This window comes from Staphylococcus sp. FSL K6-0223, from assembly GCF_038008285.1.
This window is the reverse complement of sequence record NZ_JBBOYX010000006.1, coordinates 1-22795: the sequence shown is the minus strand read 5'-3', so window position 1 is coordinate 22795 and position 22795 is coordinate 1. Positions and strand designations below refer to the sequence as shown.

At 29.4% G+C, this 22795-nt stretch carries 25 protein-coding genes and 2 pseudogenes; 15 read left to right on the top strand and 12 right to left on the bottom strand.

Going from position 1 to position 22795, the window contains the following annotated elements; all coding sequences use genetic code 11:
• Positions 1-552: 552 nt before the first annotated feature.
• Together MHI13_RS23205 and MHI13_RS23200 are read left to right on the top strand one after the other, a co-directional pair.
• Positions 553-1347, top strand: coding sequence for a ParA family protein (locus MHI13_RS23205; RefSeq protein ID WP_000022892.1), 795 nt, complete (start codon positions 553-555; stop codon positions 1345-1347).
• A gap of 5 nt (positions 1348-1352) precedes the next feature.
• Positions 1353-1553, top strand: a complete 201-nt coding sequence (locus MHI13_RS23200) for a hypothetical protein (RefSeq protein ID WP_000896836.1) — start codon at positions 1353-1355, stop codon at positions 1551-1553.
• 128 nt (positions 1554-1681) lie between these two features.
• Here MHI13_RS23200 and MHI13_RS23540 read toward each other — a convergent pair.
• The 3 genes and pseudogenes from MHI13_RS23540 to qac form a co-directional block, all read right to left on the bottom strand.
• Positions 1682-1816 (bottom strand): annotated as a pseudogene (locus tag MHI13_RS23540) (HAD hydrolase family protein); the annotation flags it as partial.
• Positions 1817-1879: 63 nt separating this feature from the next.
• Positions 1880-2440: a hypothetical protein gene (locus MHI13_RS23195; protein ID WP_001077893.1), complete on the bottom strand. Its 561-nt coding sequence runs from the start codon at positions 2438-2440 to the stop codon at positions 1880-1882.
• Positions 2441-2644: 204 nt separating this feature from the next.
• Positions 2645-4189 carry a QacA/B family quaternary ammonium compound efflux MFS transporter gene (gene qac / locus MHI13_RS23190; RefSeq protein ID WP_002449598.1) on the bottom strand — a complete coding sequence of 515 codons (1545 nt, stop codon included), beginning with the start codon at positions 4187-4189 and terminating at the stop codon, positions 2645-2647.
• Between the two features lie 177 nt (positions 4190-4366).
• Here qac and qacR point away from each other — a divergent pair, with 177 nt between their 5' ends.
• Positions 4367-4933: a multidrug-binding transcriptional regulator QacR gene (qacR, locus tag MHI13_RS23185; protein WP_001832666.1), complete on the top strand. Its 567-nt coding sequence runs from the start codon at positions 4367-4369 to the stop codon at positions 4931-4933.
• Between the two features lie 196 nt (positions 4934-5129).
• Here qacR and MHI13_RS23180 read toward each other — a convergent pair whose 3' ends face one another.
• The 4 genes from MHI13_RS23180 to blaR1 all read right to left on the bottom strand — a co-directional run bounded on the left by MHI13_RS23180 (position 5130) and on the right by blaR1 (position 8838).
• Positions 5130-5738, bottom strand: coding sequence for a recombinase family protein (locus MHI13_RS23180; protein ID WP_032604868.1), 609 nt, complete (start codon positions 5736-5738; stop codon positions 5130-5132).
• A 130-nt stretch (positions 5739-5868) separates the two neighbouring features.
• Positions 5869-6447, bottom strand: a complete 579-nt coding sequence (locus tag MHI13_RS23175; RefSeq protein WP_001829991.1) for a recombinase family protein — start codon at positions 6445-6447, stop codon at positions 5869-5871.
• A 263-nt stretch (positions 6448-6710) separates the two neighbouring features.
• Positions 6711-7091 carry a penicillinase repressor BlaI gene (gene blaI / locus MHI13_RS23170; RefSeq protein WP_001284653.1) on the bottom strand — a complete coding sequence of 127 codons (381 nt, stop codon included), beginning with the start codon at positions 7089-7091 and terminating at the stop codon, positions 6711-6713.
• Positions 7081-8838, bottom strand: coding sequence for a beta-lactam sensor/signal transducer BlaR1 (gene blaR1, locus MHI13_RS23165; RefSeq protein WP_001096386.1), 1758 nt, complete (start codon positions 8836-8838; stop codon positions 7081-7083). Before blaR1 ends, blaI begins: the two co-directional genes overlap by 11 nt.
• A 106-nt stretch (positions 8839-8944) precedes the next feature.
• Between blaR1 and blaZ the strand changes: the two genes are divergently transcribed.
• The 3 genes and pseudogenes from blaZ to MHI13_RS23150 form a co-directional block, all read left to right on the top strand.
• Positions 8945-9790 (top strand): penicillin-hydrolyzing class A beta-lactamase BlaZ, encoded by an 846-nt coding sequence (gene blaZ, locus MHI13_RS23160; RefSeq protein WP_000733274.1) that lies wholly within the window; start codon positions 8945-8947, stop codon positions 9788-9790.
• 66 nt (positions 9791-9856) lie between these two features.
• The gene (locus MHI13_RS23155) at positions 9857-10531 is read left to right on the top strand and encodes an IS6 family transposase (RefSeq protein ID WP_001105960.1); all 675 of its coding nucleotides are present in this window, start codon (positions 9857-9859) and stop codon (positions 10529-10531) included.
• A gap of 51 nt (positions 10532-10582) precedes the next feature.
• Positions 10583-10753: pseudogene (locus tag MHI13_RS23150) on the top strand (cation-efflux pump); the annotation flags it as partial.
• Positions 10754-10793: 40 nt separating this feature from the next.
• On the opposite strand, the gene MHI13_RS23145 reads toward MHI13_RS23150, so the two are convergent.
• Complete coding sequence (locus tag MHI13_RS23145) at positions 10794-11069, bottom strand: glutaredoxin family protein (protein ID WP_001831374.1); 276 nt, start codon at positions 11067-11069, stop codon at positions 10794-10796.
• Between the two features lie 174 nt (positions 11070-11243).
• Here MHI13_RS23145 and MHI13_RS23140 point away from each other — a divergent pair, with 174 nt between their 5' ends.
• The 5 genes from MHI13_RS23140 (at position 11244) to MHI13_RS23120 (ending at position 15604) form a co-directional block, all read left to right on the top strand.
• Positions 11244-11519, top strand: a complete 276-nt coding sequence (locus tag MHI13_RS23140) for a metal-sensing transcriptional repressor (protein ID WP_001831396.1) — start codon at positions 11244-11246, stop codon at positions 11517-11519.
• 14 nt (positions 11520-11533) lie between these two features.
• Positions 11534-13921: a heavy metal translocating P-type ATPase gene (locus tag MHI13_RS23135; RefSeq protein ID WP_001832797.1), complete on the top strand. Its 2388-nt coding sequence runs from the start codon at positions 11534-11536 to the stop codon at positions 13919-13921.
• 33 nt (positions 13922-13954) lie between these two features.
• A complete protein-coding gene (gene copZ / locus MHI13_RS23130) occupies positions 13955-14164 on the top strand; it encodes a copper chaperone CopZ (RefSeq protein WP_001831373.1) in 210 nt (69 codons plus the stop codon).
• A 63-nt stretch (positions 14165-14227) separates the two neighbouring features.
• The gene (locus tag MHI13_RS23125; protein ID WP_001831384.1) at positions 14228-14884 is read left to right on the top strand and encodes a hypothetical protein; all 657 of its coding nucleotides are present in this window, start codon (positions 14228-14230) and stop codon (positions 14882-14884) included.
• 192 nt (positions 14885-15076) lie between these two features.
• On the top strand, positions 15077-15604 hold the full coding sequence (locus MHI13_RS23120) for a GNAT family N-acetyltransferase (protein WP_001831394.1): 528 nt from the start codon (positions 15077-15079) through the stop codon (positions 15602-15604).
• A 267-nt stretch (positions 15605-15871) separates the two neighbouring features.
• On the opposite strand, the gene MHI13_RS23115 is transcribed toward MHI13_RS23120, so the two are convergent.
• The 3 genes from MHI13_RS23115 to MHI13_RS23105 all read right to left on the bottom strand — a co-directional run bounded on the left by MHI13_RS23115 (position 15872) and on the right by MHI13_RS23105 (position 19029).
• Positions 15872-16423: a type III toxin-antitoxin system ToxN/AbiQ family toxin gene (locus MHI13_RS23115; RefSeq protein WP_002488419.1), complete on the bottom strand. Its 552-nt coding sequence runs from the start codon at positions 16421-16423 to the stop codon at positions 15872-15874.
• A gap of 549 nt (positions 16424-16972) precedes the next feature.
• Positions 16973-17788: a hypothetical protein gene (locus MHI13_RS23110; protein ID WP_001832799.1), complete on the bottom strand. Its 816-nt coding sequence runs from the start codon at positions 17786-17788 to the stop codon at positions 16973-16975.
• 41 nt (positions 17789-17829) lie between these two features.
• The gene (locus MHI13_RS23105; protein WP_001831368.1) at positions 17830-19029 is read right to left on the bottom strand and encodes a hypothetical protein; all 1200 of its coding nucleotides are present in this window, start codon (positions 19027-19029) and stop codon (positions 17830-17832) included.
• 148 nt (positions 19030-19177) lie between these two features.
• On the opposite strand from MHI13_RS23105, the gene MHI13_RS23100 reads away from it, so the two are divergent.
• From MHI13_RS23100 to MHI13_RS23085, 4 genes are all read left to right on the top strand, one after another.
• Positions 19178-19498 (top strand): hypothetical protein, encoded by a 321-nt coding sequence (locus MHI13_RS23100; RefSeq protein ID WP_000701704.1) that lies wholly within the window; start codon positions 19178-19180, stop codon positions 19496-19498.
• A complete protein-coding gene (locus tag MHI13_RS23095; RefSeq protein WP_000125496.1) occupies positions 19498-20574 on the top strand; it encodes a hypothetical protein in 1077 nt (358 codons plus the stop codon). Before MHI13_RS23100 ends, MHI13_RS23095 begins: the two co-directional genes overlap by 1 nt.
• Complete coding sequence (locus tag MHI13_RS23090; protein ID WP_001233000.1) at positions 20574-21176, top strand: hypothetical protein; 603 nt, start codon at positions 20574-20576, stop codon at positions 21174-21176. The genes MHI13_RS23095 and MHI13_RS23090 overlap by 1 nt, the downstream gene beginning before the upstream one ends.
• Before the next feature lie 123 nt (positions 21177-21299).
• Positions 21300-21869 carry a replication protein gene (locus MHI13_RS23085; RefSeq protein WP_000159079.1) on the top strand — a complete coding sequence of 190 codons (570 nt, stop codon included), beginning with the start codon at positions 21300-21302 and terminating at the stop codon, positions 21867-21869.
• On the opposite strand, the gene MHI13_RS23080 is transcribed toward MHI13_RS23085, so the two are convergent.
• Positions 21860-22795: replication initiator protein A (locus MHI13_RS23080; RefSeq protein WP_000032810.1), on the bottom strand; the 936-nt coding region annotated here is incomplete at its 5' end. The two genes, MHI13_RS23085 and MHI13_RS23080, sit on opposite strands and share 10 nt — an antisense overlap.

The window sequence follows — 22795 nt, the reverse complement described above, 5'->3', positions numbered from 1 at the left end:
AATATAAACCTCTTCTTTTTCATATTTAGATAGAGGTAATAAGACGCGTTATTATATTTAATAATATCTCATTCTTGAAGTCATATTGTTTATACTATATAATTATATGTACTTATTATATAAACAACGCATCATTTAGAGTATATATGTTAGCGTTTATTACCTAAAGCGTTTAGTCGGGCCAACGACTAAACGCTTTTTACTTTATTAAAATCTAAGTTAATAGTAACAAAGTAAAAAAGAAGAAACAATAAATTATGTAACTTCTTATAAGTAACATGTTACATGTAACAAAAACCCAATTAGGATAGTGAACTAATGTAAAGAGTAAAGACATAGTAAATAAAGATTGAAAAAAGTAATTTCAATAGTAACATGTTACATGTAACAAAAACCCAATTAGGATAGTGAACTAATGTAAAGAGTAAAGACATAGTAAATAAAGATTGAAAAAAAGTAATTTCAATAGTAACATGTTACATGTAACAAAAACCCAATTAGGATAGTGAACTAATGTAAAGAGTAAAGACATAGTAAATGGGAGGTATTATTTTGAGCATAATAACAGTTGGAAATTTTAAAGGTGGTGTAGGTAAAACAACAGTAGCCACGTTACTTTCTTATATTGCATCTGAAAATTATGATAAAAAAGTACTTTTAATAGATTTTGATCCTCAGGGAAATGCAACTCAAATTATGAAAAGAACTTATCCGGAATTTGAGGAAGAAAAGATTTCATTTATAAACATGCTAAAAAATGGAAATATAGATCAAAGTATTGTGAAATTAACTTCCAAATTATCACTATTACCAGCTGATTCATCTTTGGCTAACTTATCCGATATCATTTCAAAGACAGATATTCTAAAGAAAAGATATATTTTAAAAAATGTGGTTGAAAAAATTAAAGAAATTCACGATTTCGACTATATATTTATTGATGTACCACCTACTATTAACTCTGATTTCACTAATAATGCTGTTTATGCAAGTGATTACATTTTAATGGTATTTCAAACACAACAATCTGCTTATGAAAGTAGTCTTTCATTTGTTAATTTTTTAAGGGATCGAAAAAAAGAATCAGATTTATCGTTTGAATTGGTTGGCGCTGTTCCAGTATTAATTAAAAAAAGTGGACGTGTAGATAAACAGATATTAGATATGTCTAAATCAGCATTTTCTGAAGCACTCTTTGAGAACCAGATATATCAAAGAGAAAGAATAAAAAAATTTGCCGCTGATGGAATAAAAGATAAAGATATGCATGACAAAAAAGTTATATATATGTTTAACAAAGTCTACGAAGAATTAGTTAATAGAATTAGATTAATTGAGGGTGAGTGATATTTATGGCAGGATTTTTAGATAACATAGATACATCTGAGGTAAAATATACGGAAAATTATAAACCGGTATCTAAAAGTACGACTATGAGAGTGGACACTGATATAAAAAAAAGACTAAATCAAATGGCATTAGATAAGGATACATCTATAAAAGCTATAGTTGATGAAGTGTTAGGAGAATTTTTGGAAAAAAATAAGTATTAGTATTATATATATATTGAAAGAGTGTGTCATTACTTTAGACTGTAATGACACACTCTTATTTTAAATAACTTCTGATAATCATCAGTTATGTTAAACTCTAACAAAAACTAAATTATCAGAAGAATTATCTAGGGTATTAAACATAGGTAAATCAATTTTCTATCGCCAATAGTATAAACATCATCCATATTAATCTGAAGATAGCTACATAATTCTTTAACAGCATAGCCTTTATTTGTATAAGGCGCCATAAACTCTATTAAATATGGTTTGTTTTGAGGTTTCTATGTTTAATCATTTAATTTTTCATTATATAAATCGAATAATTATAAAAAGTCATCATACTTTTTATTTTTTAAAAATATTTGAAAATTTAATAGTAATCCAATTATAAGATCAAATATCATTATCATTATAATCAAGGCAACTATAATCACTGTGACACTCGTTACATAACAAGCTAGTAATCTCCAGATAAAATTGACATTTTCACCAATTCCATAACTTAACATATTACAAAGTAGTAAAAGAATAATAATACCTATACTGTAAATTAAAATTGTCAGTGTATATTTTTTAATAACTCTATTAGGAAACAATAGTTCATCTATTAGGTTCTTTTTCACCAGTATCTCTCGTTCAATTCTATCTTTGTCACAGATTTTGATTTTACTATTTTTTATTTTTTCCTCTAATAAAATAACCTCGAACGATCTGCTAATTTTTAATAAATATGCAGGAAAAGCTAATGTTAAGCATAATGTAATTAATTCATTTACATTGTTCATGTAACTTATAAAATAGATGAAAGTTGCTACTAGTGCTCCTAAAAATATAGTTATATTAAGTTCTACATCAAATATTTTAAAAATATCTGCTCTATTCATCAGTTAATCATCCTTTCAAGGTTTATTAATACTAATAAATTATTAGATATAGGTATATCATATTATTAATTTAAGAAATTGTCTTTTATAATTTTACTTAATAATAAAAAAGTAGAACCATTTAAAATTAATGGTTCTACTTTTTAACTATTACTAATTTTAAAAATAAACTAATCTACAATATCTAAAAATATATGTTTAGTACTATTTTTGTTTAGTTATATCAAGTGATTTGGGAATTAACAAATAGACAACTATTGAAATGATAATCATGATAATCCCACCTACTAAAGCAGTTGCTACAAAAGCATCATTAAATGATGTTACAGCCTCGTTTGCAAGCTGTTTTATCCCCGTAGCTTTAGCTACTTCGACAGCGCCCACTACAGATTCTTCAGCTACATGAGCTAAATCTCCAACTATACCTTTTGATGAAAAAGATGAAATATCTAAAAATACACGATAAAGCATAGAAGATAGGCTACCAAGTACTGCTACACCAAAAACATTTCCAAGGTCATACATAGACTCTTCAACAGCAGCTGCATTACCTGCTTTTGATGTAGGTGTTTCTAACATTATTAGAGCAGATGCAACTGCTAGTGAAGCCGTACCAGCTCCAACTAAAATTAATGCTAAAGCCATTGTAGAATATGATAATGGATGACCAAAGAAATACATAATAAACATGCCAATGGCTGCAATTCCAATTCCGGAAGGTAACACTATTTTCGGTCCAAATCGCGCCGCTAATCCGGGTGCAATTGGTGCAAACACCATATCTCCTATTGCCATAGGTAATAGGTATAAGCCAGCTTTAAAAGGAGAAAGTTCTTCCACAACCTGTAACCATTGTGAAGCTAATAACAAAACAGATGTCATTGCAAACATTGTCATAAATGCAGCAATTGTACCAGCTGAAAATGATCTCTTTTTAAAAAGTCTTACGTCTAACATTGGATCAGAACTTGATAAATTACGTTTAACAAATATCACTATCATGGTAATTGCTAATACTATTACAACCCATGGAATAATATCTGCTAGTCCTTCTTTTGAAAATTCTTTGATACTCCATACCAGTCCAATCATGCCTGCAATTGATAAAATTGTAGAAGGAATATCCCACGAGTGAGACTTTTCTTTTGATAACTTAGACTCTGGTAATAAAAATAAACCTGCTACAACTGCTATTATCACAAACGGTACATTAATTAAAAATGCCGAGTGCCATGAAAATTGCTCAAGTAAAGCTCCTCCGATAATTGGTCCAAAAACAGCACCTATCGATGAAACGATTGACCATACAGCTAATGCAGTGGCCCTTTCTTTAGGGTTTTCAAAAATTACTCTTATCATTGAAAGAGTAGTTGGCATTATTAAAGCACCTGCAATACCAAGTAAAAATCGAATAGCTATTACGAACTCTGCACTTTCTGCGAAAAATATAGCTAATGAAACGAGGCCAAATAAAGCAAATCCAGTTAATAATGCTTTTTTTCTTCCCCATTTATCAGCAAAGGCACTCAATGGAATTATAAAGCCAGCTAAAACAAGAGAGTATATATCAACTATCCATAACTGTTGGGTACCAGAAGGCTCTAACTCTCTTACTAATTCCGGTAAAGCCATAATTAATATTGTCATATCCATTGTAACAACAAACAAACTAACAGCTAATACTACTAGTGCAGTCCATCTTTTTTTTGATGTCATCATATCAGTAGTTTTTGTAAAAAATGAAATCATTTAAGTTCCCTCCAATCCTTATAGACCGTTCGACCGGTCTATAAGGATTATAATCTATTTTTTTACATATTACAACAAAAAATCTTGCGAAATTTAAATGGCTGTATTGTGTTATACAATTATTCTTTGAATTTTTTGTGCTATCATTGATAGTACTTAATACTCATTAAAGGCGTGATGAACTTGAAAGATAAAATACTAGGTGTCGCAAAGGAATTATTTATAAAAAATGGATATAATGCCACTACTACTGGAGAAATTGTTAAATTATCAGAAAGTAGTAAAGGGAATCTTTATTATCACTTTAAAACAAAAGAAAATCTATTTTTAGAAATTTTAAATATAGAAGAATCTAAATGGCAAGAACAGTGGAAAAAGGAACAAATCAAATGTAAAACTAATAGAGAAAAATTTTATTTATATAATGAACTATCTTTAACAACCGAATACTATTATCCACTTCAAAACGCAATAATTGAATTTTGCACTGAATATTATAAAACTAATAGCATTAATGAAAAAATGAATAAATTAGAAAACAAATATATAGATGCTTATCATGTAATTTTTAAGGAGGGTAATTTAAATGGCGAATGGTGTATTAATGATGTTAATGCTGTTAGTAAAATAGCAGCAAACGCTGTTAATGGAATTGTTACCTTTACACATGAACAAAATATTAATGAAAGAATTAAACTTATGAACAAGTTCTCTCAAATTTTTTTAAATGGACTTAGTAAATAATTATATATATATTCTTGAAATACCAATAAATATTATTTCTAAATTACGTTCATATTCAAAAACAAATGTTAATGAGAAAAGAGAGCGCATATTTACGCTCTCTTTTCTTGTTTTATTATTAAAAGCTCATAATAGATTATGATCATCTGTTTTGAGACGCTGTGAGAAGCTCTCATTTGTATCGAAGTAAAGTTTATTAAACCAAATTATTATCGTGTTTAATTCTATAAACAGTCTGCCTTGTTATATTAACTTCTTTCGCAATCTTACTAATTGCTTGACCTTCTTCTAACATTTTTACAACTCTATGATAAATAATGCGTTTTTGAGGATCTTTAGCATTAGGTGAGTACAATAGAGGGCGTCCTTTATATACACCATTTTCTTTCTCAACTTTAATACCTTGTGCTTGTCTACGTTTACTTTCATTTCGTTCTTGTTCTGAAACCATTGCTAATATTTGAATGATTAGGTCTTTCATAAATTTATCTAATAATGGATTGCCAATGACTTCATTCATCATAGGTAAGCTAGTAATCATCAATTGAACCTCTTTATCTTTTAAATAATTAACTGTGTTAATCACTTCATCATAATTACGACCTAAGCGATCAATCGATTCTACCACAAATCTATCGCCCATTCTCACAAAGTTAAGTGCTTCTTGAAATACAGGTCTATTTTCTACTGATTTCCCCGATCGTTTCTCTGTAAATATTTTCTCTACGCCAAATGTTTTCAAATTATCTAGCTGTCTCTCTAAATTCTGATCTATCGAAGATACTCTTGCATAGCCTATAATCATTCATTTTCACTCCACAATTAATATACACCCTAATCATACGTTTAAGTTGCTATAAATTCAACAATTATATATGTATGATTAGGGTGTATCCTGTCTAACTTTTATCTTTCTTAAAACTCAGTAATATTTTTTATTTATCTTTATTTTCTTGGTTATTTAACTTATTGAGATAACGATAGATTGTTGTACGTGAAACTTTCCATTGCTCTGCAATAGTTTTAATCGGGGTTCCATTATCATAAAGTGTTTTGAGTAAAGTCAAATCTTGTTTATTTAATTTTTCGGGTCGACCTCCATAGCGTCCTCTAGCACGAGCTGCCATTCGCCCCGCTGAAGAACGTTCTAAAATTAAATTACGTTCAAACTCTGCAAATGCTGCGAATAAATGAAATAACAATTGTCCTGTAGAACTTGATTTATCCATTGTTATATTTTCTTCTAAACTATGAAAACTCACGCCTCGATTATTAAGTTCATTAACTAATGTGATTAAATCTTCCATGTTACGTCCTAATCTATCTAGTCTCCAAACAACAATCGTATCTCCTGACCTCGCAAATTCAATAGCTTTATCTAAACCAGGACGTTTACTTCTTGATCCACTTATATGATCGCTAAATATCTTTTCACAACCATATTGATTTAATCGATCTTCCTGCAAATTCAAATTTTGCAAACCAGTTGAGACTCTTGCATAACCTATTTTCAAAATACAAACCTCCTATGTAGATTTTCATTGTACCATAACTTAATTCTAACCATATTTATGAACATAGATTTTCTGTTGGGTTATTGAACACTAAAATATGTATACTAGCTATATATCTAGATATAAAAAGAGAGTGTACAGAAAATGGTTATTTTCTGGACACTCTCATATTTAATAAAATATTTTAAATGTTATTAACAAAACTAATTTAATAAGAGTCAAGCATAGTTTACATATGTATTATGTTTGAAACATATCTCTAATTACTTTTTACTAATATCATTTAAAATGTCTCGCAATTCTTCAATTTCTTTGTTATTTAATTCTTCATTTTTCGCAAAATTCAGCACTAAACTTTTCATGTCCCCTCCATACAGTTTATTAAGAAAGGTTTTAGCAGTTTTCATTTTAATATCGTCTTCTTTAATATTTGATGAGTAAAAATAAATATTCTCTGATTTGTATCGTTTTATAATCTCTTTTTTATATAGTCTTGTGATTAATGTTCTAATCGTTTTATCGCTAACTTCTTTATATTTTTGAATTTCAACTACAATTTCATTAGCTGATACTGATTTTTTATCCCATATTATATTCATAACATCCCATTCAGCCATAGATATTTCAACTTGCTTATTGGCCATTTAAAACACCCATTTCTTTTAATATTTTTTCACTGATTAATTCAGCATTTTTCCCAGACGGCTTTCCATCTGATAAATGTGTAGCAAAATAATACTTATCATGATTTGTAATTACGTAACCTACAAACCACCCATTATTATACTTCCCGTTTACTATACCTGTACCTGTTTTCCCATACAGTTCATACTTTTCATTTTTCTTAATCAATAATGAAGAAGATAATTGATTCTTTGCTTTTTTACTAAAATGGTTATTTTGTTCCATCATATTTTTAAAAACTATTACTTGTTCAAGATTAGATATTTTCAAACTATCTTCCATCCAATAGCTTTTATAACTTCCCAAGTTTTCATTACCATAATTTAATTGCTTGAGTTGAGCCGCAGTATAGTTCTTTGGTATTTGATTACTAATACGTTCGAAGTACCAATTAACTGAATTTTGCATTGCTGTATTTAAATCTTGTTCCTTATTCCAAGACTCGAAAGGATAATGTTTATGATTCCATGACATACGTGAATTTTTATCACTTATGATATGATGGTCAAGTCCAAACATCGCTAAATAAATTTTATAAGTTGAATCAGGAGAATATCTCTTTCTACTTTCTTTTTCATTATAAATATAGTATTTGTCTTTCTTCATGCTGTACATGACGAAAGATCCACTATTTGAACCAAAATTTTTACTTTCATCTAAAATTTGGTGATCGTTCTGTAAGGGCTTTTTATAATTATAATCAGTTATGGATTGCCCCATCAAAAACTGGCTTTGAATTACCATGAGCAAAAAAGTAAAAATACAAATAAAAATTGGAATTAATTTGGACTGTTTTTTCAAATTGGCTTCTTTTATATTAATTAATCTTCTTTTGAGTAATGACTTTTTACCATTAAATGAATGGCTTAATATATTTTTATTAAAAAATGGAATATTTAATACGGAGTCCATAATAGATTCCGCATAAGTTTTAAATTCATTTTTGTTAATATTATTAAGAACAAATCTATCGGCTTCTACTTCATTGTCATGAATTATCTTTCTTTTTACAATATGTATTAATGGATTGTAACTCATAACAATAGAGAAGATATTAAAGATAATTAAATGTAAAGTATCTCTATTTTTAGCATGAGCATATTCATGCAATATTATATATTTTAGTCTTTTGTCAATTACACTTTTAAAATATGAACTAGGAATCAAAATAATATATTTCCCATACCAAAAAGTTATTGGAGATTGAATAGTCTCTGCTTTTCGAATCACAATATTTTTTTTATATTGATGGTTGAAAAGTATCGTATCTATTTTATTTTTTTCATTTTCGTTTAGATAAAGTGACTGTCTCTTTAAATATTTAAGATATAATAAGGATTTCAAAAATTTAAAACTTAAAATAATAACCAAAACTATCCAAATAACTGTGCAGATATTATCAATTGAATCCCAATTAAACTTATGGATATCTGTTGTGAACTCTTGAACAGGTTTGGTGGTATTTATGTTATGGTTCAAGTCGTGTGACCTACTTTCAACTGTGGGCGATTGATTATTCACATTATTAAATTTTATAAAAGAGAATTTAATTGGGATAAAAGGAATTAATCCAGCAAGCACAGTTAGATACCAAACTTTATAATTTAAACTATAATTAAAATAGCGTTTTAATATATACCTAAAAAATACTAACAATAGAAATATAAAACAAAAGCTTACTACGCTCATTATTAGTAATTTAGCCATTTTGACACCTTCTTTCAAATATTTATAATAAATAATTGACACAAATATTACAAATGTAATATTATATATTCGTAAAAATTACATTTGTAATATTGGAGGGTTTATTTTGAAAAAGTTAATATTTTTAATTGCAATTGCTTTAGTTTTAAGTGCATGTAATTCAAACAGTTCACATGCCAAAGAGTTAAATGATTTAGAAAAAAAATATAATGCTCATATTGGTGTTTATGCTTTAGATACTAAAAGTGGTAAGGAAGTAAAATTTAATTCAGATAAGAGATTTGCCTATGCTTCGACTTCAAAAGCGATAAATAGTGCTATTTTGTTAGAACAAGTACCTTATAATAAGTTAAATAAAAAAATACATATTAACAAAGATGATATAGTTGCTTATTCTCCTATTTTAGAAAAATATGTAGGAAAAGATATCACTTTAAAAGAACTTATTGAGGCTTCAATGGCATATAGTGATAATACAGCAAACAATAAAATTATAAAAGAAATTGGTGGAATCAAAAAAGTTAAACAACGTCTAAAAGAACTAGGAGATAAAGTAACAAATCCAGTTAGATATGAGATAGAATTAAATTACTATTCACCAAAGAGCAAAAAAGATACTTCAACACCTGCTGCTTTCGGTAAGACTTTAAATAAACTTATCGCAAATGGAAAATTAAGCAAAGAAAACAAAAAATTCTTACTTGATTTAATGTTAAATAATAAAAGCGGAGATACTTTAATTAAAGACGGTGTTTCAAAAGACTGTAAGGTTGCTGATAAAAGTGGTCAAGCAATAACATATGCTTCTAGAAATGATGTTGCTTTTGTTTATCCTAAGGGCCAATCTGAACCTATTGTTTTAGTCATTTTTACGAATAAAGACAATAAAAGTGATAAGCCAAATGATAAGTTGATAAGTGAAACCGCCAAGAGTGTAATGAAGGAATTTTAATATTCTAAATGGTTCTGTTGCAAAGTTGAATTTATAATATAATTTTAACAAAAAGGAGTCTTCTGTATGAACTATTTCAGATATAAACAATTTAACAAGGATGTTATCACTGTAGCCGTTGGCTACTATCTAAGATATGCATTGAGCTATCGTGATATATCTGAAATATTAAGAGAACGTGGTGTAAACGTTCATCATTCAACGATCTACCGTTGGGTTCAAGAATATGCCCCAATTTTATATCAAATTTGGAAGAAAAAGCATAAAAAAGCTTATTACAAATGGCGTATTGATGAGACGTATATCAAAATAAAAGGAAAATGGAGCTATTTATATCGTGCCATTGATACAGAGGGACATACATTAGATATTTGGTTGCGTAAGCAACGAGATAATCATTCAGCATATGCGTTTATCAAACGTCTCATTAAACAATTTGGTAAGCCTCAAAAGGTAGTTACAGATCAGGCACCTTCAACGAAGGCAGCAATGGCTAAAATAATTAAAGCTTTTAAACTTAAACCTGACTGTCATTGTACATCGAAATATCTGAATAACCTCATTGAGCAAGATCACCGTCATATTAAAGTAAGAAAGACAAGATATCAAAGTATCAATACGGCAAAGAATACTTTAAAAGGTATTGAATGTATTTACGCTCTATATAAAAAGAACCGTAGGTCTCTTCAGATCTACGGATTTTCCCCATGCCACGAAATTAGCATCATGCTAGCAAGTTAAACGAACACTGACATGATATATTAGTGATTAGCTATATTTTTTACTTTGCAACAGAACCCAATGACCATTACTGAAAATGAGTTTTTACTTAAACGTATAGAACATGAACTCAATCATCAAAATATTCAACATGTCACAATACAGACTGAAACTTCTAACAATAATCATAGTGAAAAATTGTTTTGTATCGTGAAAGAAGAAGACAGTCAACATCATCATTAAATAAACAGCCATTATTTTTTAATAATGGCTGTTTATTTAATTATTCCAATATATTTAATATATCTTTTTTGTTATTTTCAAATCCCACGTAATATTTAAACAACTTTTTTTTACCCCAAAAAATTTTTTTATAAAAAACAAATAAGGGAACAATTCGGTTGCCTGATATTTTTTTCATTTCTTCTTCTAAGTCCAAATTTTGACTTACATCTTTATGACTATAACTAATCTCTTGAGAGTTTAAATACCTTTTTGATTCTTGGCAATCAGAGCATGTAGGTCTTGTGTAAAGCTCAAGTTGTATATTTTTATCCAAATATATCTCTCCTAATATAAGTTTTAGCATACATTTTATACAAGTGTACCTCTTAAAACAAACTATAAATATTAATTTTTTATATGAAACTTTTGTATTGACTTATACCTACTAGGGGTATAATATAGATTCCAACAAGAGATACCCCGTTAGGGTATATGAGGAGGGGTGAAATTGAACACTACTACTGTTAAAAACAATGACGCATTGCTCAATAGACTCAAAAGATTAGAAGGACAAATGCGCGGTTTACAATCAATGATAGCAGAAGATAGATATTGTATAGATGTACTAGTACAAATAACAGCAATACAATCAGCCCTAAAACAAGTGGGTTTTATAGTAACTGAAGACCATATATCTAATTGTGTAAGTGAAGGTATTAAAAATGGCAACGGAGAAGAAAGTATCAAAGAATTGATGGTTGTATTAAAACAATTTTCAAAATAGGAGGAAAGAAATAATTGAGTGAAAATATTAAAAAAACCTCATTAGGTATCACAGGCATGACATGTGCAGCTTGCTCGAATAAAGTAGAAAAAAATCTAAATAAATTAGATGAAGTTAACGCTAATGTAAATCCTTCTACAGAGAAAGCTACAATTGAATATAACCCCAATGTTACATCATTAGAAGATATTGCAAATACAATTCAAAAAACAGGTTATGGAGTTTTAACCGAAAAAGTGGATCTCGATGTAATGGGAATGACGTGTGCAGCTTGTTCGAATAAAATCGAAAAAGTTTTAAATCGAATCTCAGGTGTAAATAAGGCTACAGTTAATTTAACCACAGAAAGTGCTACTGTAGAATACAACCCTGATATGACGTCTGTAGATGAATTTCAACAACGTATTAAAAACCTAGGGTATGAGGCACAACCTAAAAAAGAAGCATCAGAAAAAAGTTCCCAAAAAGAAAAACAATTAAAACGACAGTTAATTAAATTAGTTGTTTCAGCTGTTTTAGCAGCTCCATTGTTAATGACAATGTTCGTTCATTTATTTGGTATTCAAATACCACATATATTTATGAACCCGTGGTTCCAATTTGTATTAGCAACGCCTGTTCAATTTGTTATTGGTTGGCAATTTTATGTAGGCGCTTATAAAAACCTTCGTAATGGGTCAGCAAATATGGATGTTCTTGTCGCTTTAGGTACAAGCGCAGCCTTCTTTTATAGTATTTATGAATCGATTAAGTGGTTAATTAATACAAATTATGAGCCACACCTATATTTTGAAACAAGTGCTGTATTAATTACTTTAATTCTTTTCGGAAAGTATTTAGAAGCACGTGCTAAAACACAAACAACAAATGCGTTAAGTAAATTGTTGAATTTACAAGCTAAAGAAGCACGTATATTACGCAACGGTGAAGAGACTATGGTTCCTTTAAGTGAGGTAAAAGAAGGAGACTATTTAGTTATCAAACCAGGAGAAAAAATACCAGTAGATGGCAAAATAATTAAAGGTATGACTTCAATTGACGAGTCAATGTTGACAGGTGAATCTATTCCTGTTGAAAAAATGCAAAATGATAATGTTATAGGATCAACAATGAATAAAAATGGAGCAATTACTGTTGAAGCAACAAAAGTTGGTAAAGATACAGCTCTTGCCTCCATTGTTAAAGTTGTCGAAGAAGCGCAAGGTTCTAAAGCGCCAATACAAAGACTAGCAGATATTATTTCTGGATATTTTGTACCTATCGTTGTAGGTATCGCGATTTTCACATTTATTATATGGATTTCATTAGTTCAGCCGGGACAATTTGAACCAGCCTTAGTTGCTGCAATAGCAGTATTAGTTATCGCTTGTCCTTGTGCGTTAGGCTTAGCTACGCCTACTTCTATAATGGTGGGTACCGGAAAAGCTGCTGAAAATGGCATTCTATTTAAAGGTGGAGAACACATTGAAGGTACACACGCTATTAATACAGTTGTTTTAGATAAAACTGGCACTATAACAAATGGCACACCTGAAGTCACTGATTTTAGTGGAGATGATCAAACATTACAATTGTTAGCTAGTGCAGAAAAAGGTTCTGAACACCCACTAGCTGAAGCTATCGTAAGTTATGCTAAAGAAAAATCATTAGAATTTTTAGAAGTAGACCATTTTGAAGCTATACCAGGGCGCGGTATAAATGCAACAATTGATGGTAAAGAACTTTTTGTCGGAAATCGAAAACTAATGAGTGAAAAAGGAATCCAAACTAATGAAGCTGAAACAAATCTCGCTCAATTTGAAAAAGAAGGAAAAACTGCAATGCTTATAAGCGTAGATAACGAATTGAGAGGGGTTGTCGCTGTAGCTGATACAGTTAAAGATACTGCCCAACAAGCTATTCAAAAACTTCATGAATTAGGTATTGAAGTTGCTATGTTAACTGGTGATAACAAACGTACCGCACAAGCAATAGCAAAACAAGTTGGTATAGACACGATTATTGCAGAGGTTTTACCAGAAGAAAAAGCTTCTAAAGTAGCAGAAATTCAATCTGAAGGTAAAAAAGTAGCTATGGTTGGAGATGGTGTCAATGATGCTCCAGCACTAGTTAAAGCAGATATTGGTATTGCCATTGGTACAGGTACAGAAGTTGCAATCGAAGCTGCTGATATAACTATTTTAGGAGGAGACCTTTTATTAATTCCAAAAGCAATAAAAGCAAGTAAATCTACAATTCGTAATATTCGCCAAAATCTATTTTGGGCGTTTGGTTACAATGTTGCAGGTATCCCTATAGCAGCAATTGGTCTGCTAGCACCTTGGGTTGCGGGAGCAGCAATGGCTTTAAGTTCTGTAAGTGTTGTCACAAACGCTTTACGTCTAAAACGTATGAAATTATAAGAATCTTATATTTCTTGAAAGGAGGTGACAACATTGACTAACGAAGTTATTAATGTAGAAGGTATGAGCTGTGACCATTGCAAGCATTCAATTGAAAAAGCATTAAATGGATTAGATGGTGTAACATCTTCAGAAGTAAGCTTGGCGAATGGGAATGTGGAAGTTGAATTTGATGAAAATCAAGTAGCTTTCAACGACTTTAAAGAAGCTATTGAAGATCAAGGTTACGATGTAATTAAATAATTTAAATAGTTGGGCATATCGTTTAATGATATGCCCTTATTAAAAATTAAGGAGGATAAAAATATGAATCATAATCATGAATATCATTCAAACAAACCCGAAATTAAAGCAAATGTTGTATATAGAGATGGTAATATAGAAATTACGTTAGAAGATGAATTTAATAATGCCCCATTATTAGATACTATGCATGAAAAAGAAATGCATTTCGTTTTAGTATCTAATGACATGGAGAAATATTACCACCTACACCCTCAAAAAAAGCATGAAGGTTTATTTATAATTAACCAACAATTAGAGCCAGGAACTTACCAGGCTTTTGTTGATGTTACACCAAAAAACCATGTGTATTCCGTTCATCCTATTGAACTGCAAATTGGAGATAAAATAACCTCTACAACATCTTTAAATTCTGATAAAAATTGGGTAAAAGTTAACAAAGGAGTTCATGTAACTTTAAATTCTATAAGTGCTAAAGAAGATGAACATGTCCCTTTAACTTTCAATACAGAATTAACTCCCCAACCTTATTTAGGAGCTTTAGGACATGTGATTATATTTGATGAGCAATTAACTGATTATATTCATGTTCACCCAGAATCACCTGATTCTACAACCTTTTATGCTCATTTTCCTAAAAAAGGGATGTATAAAATTTGGGCAGAATTTAAATTTAATGATGAAGTGCATAGATTTACTTATAATATTAAAGTTGCATAAATCTATTAGCAAAAGCTTAAAAATCAGTAAATTGTAAAGAGTTATTTAGATAATACAAAACGCTTTATAAAAAATCGAAAATTTAAGATAGAAAGTTGATGAAGAAAGTATCAAAAAATTGTAGTGGTTGTTTATATTGCAACATTCACTGAATTTTTATAGTTAATAACCTATTATTTAAGGAGTAATTTATTGATTAAGTTTGAATATTTTGAGGAGAAAGATTTTGATTTATTAATAAACTGGATAAACTCTCCTGAACTTTTAGTCAAATGGGCAGGTACAGATTTTAATTATCCCCTAGATGAAGAACAATTAAAGGAATATATTAAAGACACAAATAAAGAAAATTCTAGTAAAATAATTTATAAAGTTATCATTGAAGAAAATAATTCAAAAAAAATTATAGGTCATATTGCTTTAAATAATATAGATTTTAAAAATTGTTCCGCCACGTTAAGTAAAGTTTTAGTAGGTGATCCGCAAATGCGTGGCCAAGGATTAGGCCCTAAAATAATAAAGAAATTATTGAAAAAGGCTTTTGAAGATTTGGGACTACACAGAATTGAATTAGGTGTTTTTGCCTTTAATAAATCAGCTATTAAAAGTTACAAAAAGATTGGATTTATAAAAGAAGGAGAAAAAAGAGACTTTAGAAAATTAAATGGAGAATATTATAATTTATGGCAAATGAGTATGTTAGAAAGCGAATGGTCTTGAATAATTTTAAACAAAAATAGTCCTCTTATTTTAATAAGAGGACTATTTTTGTTTATTTAGAGCGTACTCAAAAATGACATTTTGTATATAAAATTTATTTTGATTCATAAGTAATTCAGCTAATGACTTCTATTTTATTAATTTTAGCTATATATTAATATAGAAATAATAGTAAACATCTAATTAACTAAGATAGACAATTACAAAGACTTTACACTAAAATTCTTCTGAGTATGTTGAGGGGAATTATTGACAGAATTATCTTTTTTACTGTTTTAAATCTTTCACATATCTTTCCAATGCTAAATAATCTACACACATTGATTCAAAAAATGAAACTTTTTTTATCACAGCATTTTTATATACTTTTTGGGCTTTATTTACGATTCTTTGATTTTCTTGCCTAATAAAAATTAATTGGTTAGTTAATAAGTTATAATATTCTAAATCTTGCTCCTTTATGTATTGCATATCTATTTTAGAAAGATATTTATCAGGAACAGGTATCATATTTAAAAATAATAGATATCCTAATCTATTTTGAATATTATTAACCTCAAACAATTTTATTGATAGTTGATTATTTAGTTTTTTATTTTCTTTAGGGGAACTTAAGGGGACAAAATAATTAAGATCATTAATAGATAATACAACTCCTAAATAAGGACGAGTGGATTTATTTAATAATACTCTCTCATCTACATTTCTTAATTCATTAATATAATCTTCATCAACATAGTATAATTTCATAATTTCTCCTACAGTATAAAAATAAAGCGACCAAATATTTGGTCGCTTTTCAATGTCTACTTGTGGCAAGACCTCTCCATTTTTTCAATTCCAACTTTTAGCATGGACTCTCTATTTTTTCAATGTCTACTTGTGGCAAGACCTCTCCTATATACATTTTAAATTTTAGCACTGTATAAATCATATGTCAATTTTTTATCTTTATATTATATTTCTCAGAACCGTTCAAATTGGTTTTCTAAGAGAAAAATGATTAAAGATTTACTAACTGATTTTTCATTAGAAATAAAGCAGGTAGACGCTTGGTACAAAATACTTTCTACACCGATACAAATCCACAATTGATTGGAAAGAGTAAAATCCTTTGACAAGCTAATTACCGTATTGTTGATAGTATAAGAAAAGACTTATTAACCAAAAAAATCCTACAAAATCAATAATAATAGTCTTTTACATTTCTCCACCAACCAATGTTATAGTCCAATTAACGAAAATGATTAGCAAAGTAATGATCCCTCTCTGCGACTAGATTGATTCTTGATAGATAGGCGAACTATATATATCATGTTCTAATATACGACCTTTGATAAGTTATTTTCTCTTAATATAAATTTGTTATCATTTTTTCTTTTTAAATAAATTTTTGGTAATAATAAATGCAACTACATATAACTCAACTGTTACCATTAATGGTAACGTGAAAAGACCCATATACATAAATATATCATTTGCGTGCATTATTCTATCCCAATCATCAACGACACTGATGAAGTTCCACACAAAATACCCTGTAGGGACCCCAAATATTATTAAACCTATAATCATTTTTAACAGTAATTGTTTATCTCTTAGACTCATCGTAGCTATTTTAATGTCTTCTAACGTTAACCAAGATTTTTTTTGAGATGTACTAATTTTTAAATCCTTTATTCCTGTTATATCTTTTTCTGTCTGATATCCTAAGGCATCTTTTAGAATTAATTTATCTCTACCATTAATACTCACTCTATCTATAATTTCTCTTTCAATAATACAATTATTTACATTTTCTGCAAAATAGTTTTTTCTACGTCGTTTTCCTACAAATGGAAATATAAAAATAGGGAATAATAACGAATAAAGAACAAGTAATATAGCTGGCAAACTAATTTTATCCCAATCTGTTATATATTTAATCACTTCTTCTTTAGGATATGCACTGAGTGAATAAAAAATCATTGCTAACAAGTACATTAATGCTACTAGTGTTATAAATATGTATAAAATTATATTGATTATCAGTGTTTTTACTCTTTCCATCTTTTGTCTTTTATATAAAATATTTTGACTTAGAATTTGAATAAGCGCATATATAATATATATTACTGCAAAAATCCCTACTTCGTTAAAATTCTTGTATAGGTCAATCAAGAAATCCATATTTTTGAAATACACGTTAACTCCTCCAATTAAAGTGTATAACAGGTTACTAAGACTTATAAATTTTTGCTTAAGTTATGCCATATTCTCATATAGCCCATAAGTTCTGTGTATTCAGACTTCAACATACCGTTAAGTAAATCATAAACATCATCAAATTCTTTATTTATAATTTCATAAACAACTTTTGTTTTATTTCTATACATCCACTCTGCCACGCGTTCTGTTTCACTAGTACCATCTTTTAAAGTAACGGGTTTAACTTCAATTTCATTTAATTGTTTAAGTATCTTATTTTTACTCCAATGTACATTATTTAAATACTTCTTCTTTTTCAAATCAACAAACTTTTGTAAATTATTATTTATCGGTTGTTCATTATTAATATCAGGAACCTCCCACATTTTCGTATAATAAGACAGATTTAAAACAATTTTCTTAGTATCAAAAATATTAAAAATATTTTTGATATCTAGTATATCTAAATATTCATTAGAAAAACGTATACAGTTTTCTAAAAAATTACTATATTCTTTTTTCAGAAGTTCATATTTTTCTTTATTATCTATATCGTGATCCCTATGTATATTTTGTGCTATTTCTCTAGAATCTTTAATAACAGATTTAAATAATGATAGTTTATTTGAAAAATAACGTACGTCGTCTAATGATTTTGCCAGTGTATCACTTAATTGATTTAGGTAATCTATCATTATACTTTTATTATGTATATTCTCATTCTGTCTAATATATTTTGCTATTCTATTTTGATTAGGTAGCAACTCTTCGATTGATATATTACCTCGTTTTATTTTTTCAGGTTTTGTTACATCATCTCTTAATATTTCATCGATCATATCTTCATTAACATACTTTACTTTTTTGAATGCAAACTTCCTTTTTTGTGGGTAATGATATTTATTCCAATTTTGGTTTGTTCCATTTTCTATATTATTTAAGATATCATTACTTTTATTTTTTACATAGTCTGTTGTGACACTTCGCTTTTTGCTATCTTCCTCATAAATTGAAAAATAATTCCCATTAATAATATACGCAGCTTCTTCCAGAGAATACCATCTTTCCTTTTTGCCATCTATCTCCAAGAATTTTTTATAATTACTTTTAAAAATTTCTTGTTCCATACTTAAATCAGACCCCTCTAAAATTTCTTCGATATTGTCATCAGTTAATTGATTATTCATCCAATAATTAAAATCTAAGTCATTGATTCCTTTGTTATTAATGATAATCACGCTATTACCTCCAAAAACCGAATAAATTTTTTCACCTATTATTTTATCACTTCATTTGCGAAAATTTAATCAATCACAGATATCTTTGATTAATTCTATTTATATTTCCTAAACGATGCGCATCAATAGGATAGAAAGGATGTTTCACATGAAAATTCAATCTAATTTCAAAAAAGGTGGCTATTCAACTGAAATAGCTTCCAATTATATTGATAATAAAAAACCCATTTATAGCTTAAGTACAGAACTTTATCCGCAACAGCGTTTTGAGAATAATCAGCCTACCGGAGAAATTATTGCGTATAAAGCCTGGTTTGTTCAAGAAGGCTTACCGCCCTTCACAGTTAAATTCGAAAATGAAGTGACATTACCTAATTATATGAGCGTCATTACTTTTGATCATTTAGAAGCTTGTGAAGTCCGTTATGATGTTTACTTCAAAGCTTCAGATCTGAAGGAGGTTAAATAATGACAGCCAAAGAGCTCGAACAATATCTCCTACAAAGCTTAAATATGGCACTAGGATCCATGATGCAAGGCGAAACCAGTTATACCAATAGTTTCACCTGCAAGGTCACGGAAGAAGGTTTTTACTTTCTTCCTCGCCTGCCTGCAGGCTATATTGTGGACGATGACTTATATCAAAAAATATTTCTCATTGCGAGTGCAGCTTTATATCCCAAATTCACATTGTTAAAACAGAATTCTGCGTATTTCGTACCTATGGATACCGACGATATTCATACGCAACGCGCTTTGTTTTTCCCATGGCAACAAGGGATATCAGAACGCTTAGTGATTTCTGATTTAGATCGTTTTACGTCGTCTCTAACGAATCAACAAATTCCGATCATGAAACAATTAACTTTAAACTATCAAAACATTACATCTATAGCGATCGCAGGTAATTCAGGCAGTGGTAAATCTTATATGCTGACGTACTTACTAAGTGTATTAAAACCGATATCAGAACTCATTATTGTTGACCCTAAGTTTGATACACCGAGCCGTTGGGCACGTATTCATGATATTACTGTGATTCACCCTCATCAAAATCGATCTAAGTCTGATTTTTTATCTGAAATTAATGAAAACTTAAGTCATTGCCTTCAAGTTATTCAACAACGACAAACCATTCTTTATGACGATCCAGACTATCAATTTGATCACCTAACCATTGTGATTGATGAAGTGCTCGCTTTAGCTGAAGGTGTGAATAAGACCATTAAAGACGCGTTCTTTTCATTACTATCTCAAATTGCTTTATTAGGTCGTGCCACCAAAGTTCATTTATTACTGGTGTCTCAACGATTTGATCATCAAACCATCCCGGTTTCCGTTAGAGAACAACTCAATGTGCTGATTCAAATCGGTAATATTAATAAAAAAACCACACAATTTTTATTCCCCGATTTAGATCCAGAAGGTATTGTGATACCCATTGGTAAAGGGACAGGTCTAATCCAAGTGATTGATAGTGAATCTCCCTATCAAGTCTTACCCTTGTTATGTCCGACTTACTATACGAAAGCAGGTGTATTGTGATGAGGAAAACCTATTTCATGCGTGTGTATGATATTATCATTTACTTGTTCCTGTTCGCTATTTTGACAGTTATGGTTAGTAAACTCTTTGTCCTATTAAACTTTATTGTGTCTCAAATTGATATTATCGATACGCGAAACGTCACACACTATATCACAATCATTTCAAATGGTGTATATCAACTTACATTTTACTTATTAGTCTTAGCATTGATGTTAATAGTTATCGATTTAATGATTCGTTTATTGAAAGATCAACTCACGAATCATATCAAATCTGTTTATCACACAATGGTTTTACGACATTATCTTAAACAAGATGTTGACACAGACACGACTCAGGATTGGCAAAATAACGGCAAAAGTAAAACAAATTCTGTCCAGCAATACTTTAATAAAATGGTTGGAAAATCGCTCGTTGATGTTCGTCAAAATGAAGTCCGTGTGGCAATTAAAATTCCCCGGAAACAGCAAGCTCACGATATATTAAAAAAGATTGAACCTCAAATTCATGAAGAAATTACACATATGCACCCGAATTATTACTTTTCAAAACCTCAACGTCATCATCGTTATCTATGGTTTGCAGGCCACAAACGTTAAGATACACATGCGTTGTGGTACACGAAGTGATAAACACAACGCATGTGTATCTTAACAGTGCCATGGGGTTACTACGACCCCCCATGGCATCATTAATCAATAATCACAGAAAGGATGTCCATGATGACGAAAGATAAGCGTTCGAATAAGTGGGCTTTTTTAATATATGAAGAAAGCACGCCATCTAACTATCAAGATATTTTGGAACAGATGCATATTCCTTATATTTTAAGCCCGTGGCACAATCAAGATATAGATCAATCAACGGGATTAATCAAAAAATCACATAAACACGGTGCTTTATTCTTTGATTCTTTAAAAAGTTATTCTCAAGTCTCTGAACTACTTCAACAACACTTAAATACACCGAGGCATATTGAAATTATTATGTCTCCTAAGGGCATGTTTGATTATTTTATTCATGCCTCTAATTCAGATAAAACGCTTTATGATATCAATGATATTGAAAGTGGTTGTGGTTTTGACTTAAACCAATTTTTATTAGATCAAGGTCAGTCCGAAGTGTTTAATAACATTATTGATATGATTGAAAATCACAATTTTATAGAATTTCAAGATCTAGTGATGTATGCGCGACAACATCATCCATCTTATTTAAATTTGATTATCCAACGGACGTATTTTTTTGCGAAATATTTAGATTCAAGGCGACATACGTTCAATCATAAATAGTGTGATGTGTCGAATATATGGTTTTGTGGCGCGTTTTGACGTCGCATATTTAAGGAATGCATTTCTTCGAGTTCTGTTTTAATTGAACGCATTAAATAACCTTGCATGGCTTCGACACTTTCGCTTTTTTGAATTAATGTTGCTTTAAAACGTTTGAGCACATTAATCATCTCAAACTCAATATCTTCTAACATGTATACTGTATTCTTTTCATTATTAAATGATGATTTAGCTTTAAGTATGACACTTTTAATAATTTGTATTTCATCAACTTCAAAGTTATTTAAATAGGTTTGAAGTTGATCGGGAATTTCTTGAAGTAAATGATATTTTAAGGCATTATTATCAAATTCATTAGATTGATGATTTGGATGATTCGAATGAGAAGTATTAGGGTTGGCTATATGTTCACTATCATTCATATCATACGTATCATTATTCTCAGTTTCTTTATTCTCAGTATCATTAATATCAGTATCATTAGACTTACAAATTGTTAGTTCTTGAACTATATTTTCGTTAGTTCTTGAACTAATAATTTGTTTGTTCTGGAACTTACGATTTGTTAGTTCCTTGTCATAACTAGGTTCTAAAAGGTATATTTTGTTAGGTCTATTTAGTCCTTGTCTTTCATTTATAATTAAATTGAATTTTTCTAGCTCTTTTTTCAATTTGATAATTTTAGGTTCTCCGTATTGTAAAATGGAACATAATTGTTTATTTGTATATAGTAGATATATATTATTTTCTTCATCAATCCAGTTATTGATTTTGGATAATTCAAAACGATCTTTTAATAGAGCATACATAACCTTTGCGTCAGTTGTCATTTTAGAAAAATGACCATCTTCAAATAAAAATTTTGGGAGTTGGTAAAAACGAGATGTTTCAAATTCACTAGCAGAAATTTTTTTGAATTTTGACAT

Excerpts from the sequence above, each read along its gene's own strand:
- MHI13_RS23200 (WP_000896836.1), top strand. The coding sequence starts at position 1,353 with ATGGCAGGATTTTTAGATAACATAGATACATCTGAGGTAAAATATACG.
- qacR (WP_001832666.1), top strand. The coding sequence starts at position 4,367 with ATGAACTTGAAAGATAAAATACTAGGTGTCGCAAAGGAATTATTTATA.
- blaI (WP_001284653.1), bottom strand. The coding sequence starts at position 7,091 with ATGGCCAATAAGCAAGTTGAAATATCTATGGCTGAATGGGATGTTATG.
- MHI13_RS23095 (WP_000125496.1), top strand. The coding sequence starts at position 19,498 with ATGACAGCCAAAGAGCTCGAACAATATCTCCTACAAAGCTTAAATATG.
- MHI13_RS23125 (WP_001831384.1), top strand. The coding sequence starts at position 14,228 with ATGAATCATAATCATGAATATCATTCAAACAAACCCGAAATTAAAGCA.
- MHI13_RS23155 (WP_001105960.1), top strand. The coding sequence starts at position 9,857 with ATGAACTATTTCAGATATAAACAATTTAACAAGGATGTTATCACTGTA.
- MHI13_RS23195 (WP_001077893.1), bottom strand. The coding sequence starts at position 2,440 with ATGAATAGAGCAGATATTTTTAAAATATTTGATGTAGAACTTAATATA.
- MHI13_RS23085 (WP_000159079.1), top strand. The coding sequence starts at position 21,300 with ATGACGAAAGATAAGCGTTCGAATAAGTGGGCTTTTTTAATATATGAA.
- MHI13_RS23090 (WP_001233000.1), top strand. The coding sequence starts at position 20,574 with ATGAGGAAAACCTATTTCATGCGTGTGTATGATATTATCATTTACTTG.
- MHI13_RS23100 (WP_000701704.1), top strand. The coding sequence starts at position 19,178 with ATGAAAATTCAATCTAATTTCAAAAAAGGTGGCTATTCAACTGAAATA.
- MHI13_RS23180 (WP_032604868.1), bottom strand. The coding sequence starts at position 5,738 with ATGATTATAGGCTATGCAAGAGTATCTTCGATAGATCAGAATTTAGAG.
- blaR1 (WP_001096386.1), bottom strand. The coding sequence starts at position 8,838 with ATGGCTAAATTACTAATAATGAGCGTAGTAAGCTTTTGTTTTATATTT.
- qac (WP_002449598.1), bottom strand. The coding sequence starts at position 4,189 with ATGATTTCATTTTTTACAAAAACTACTGATATGATGACATCAAAAAAA.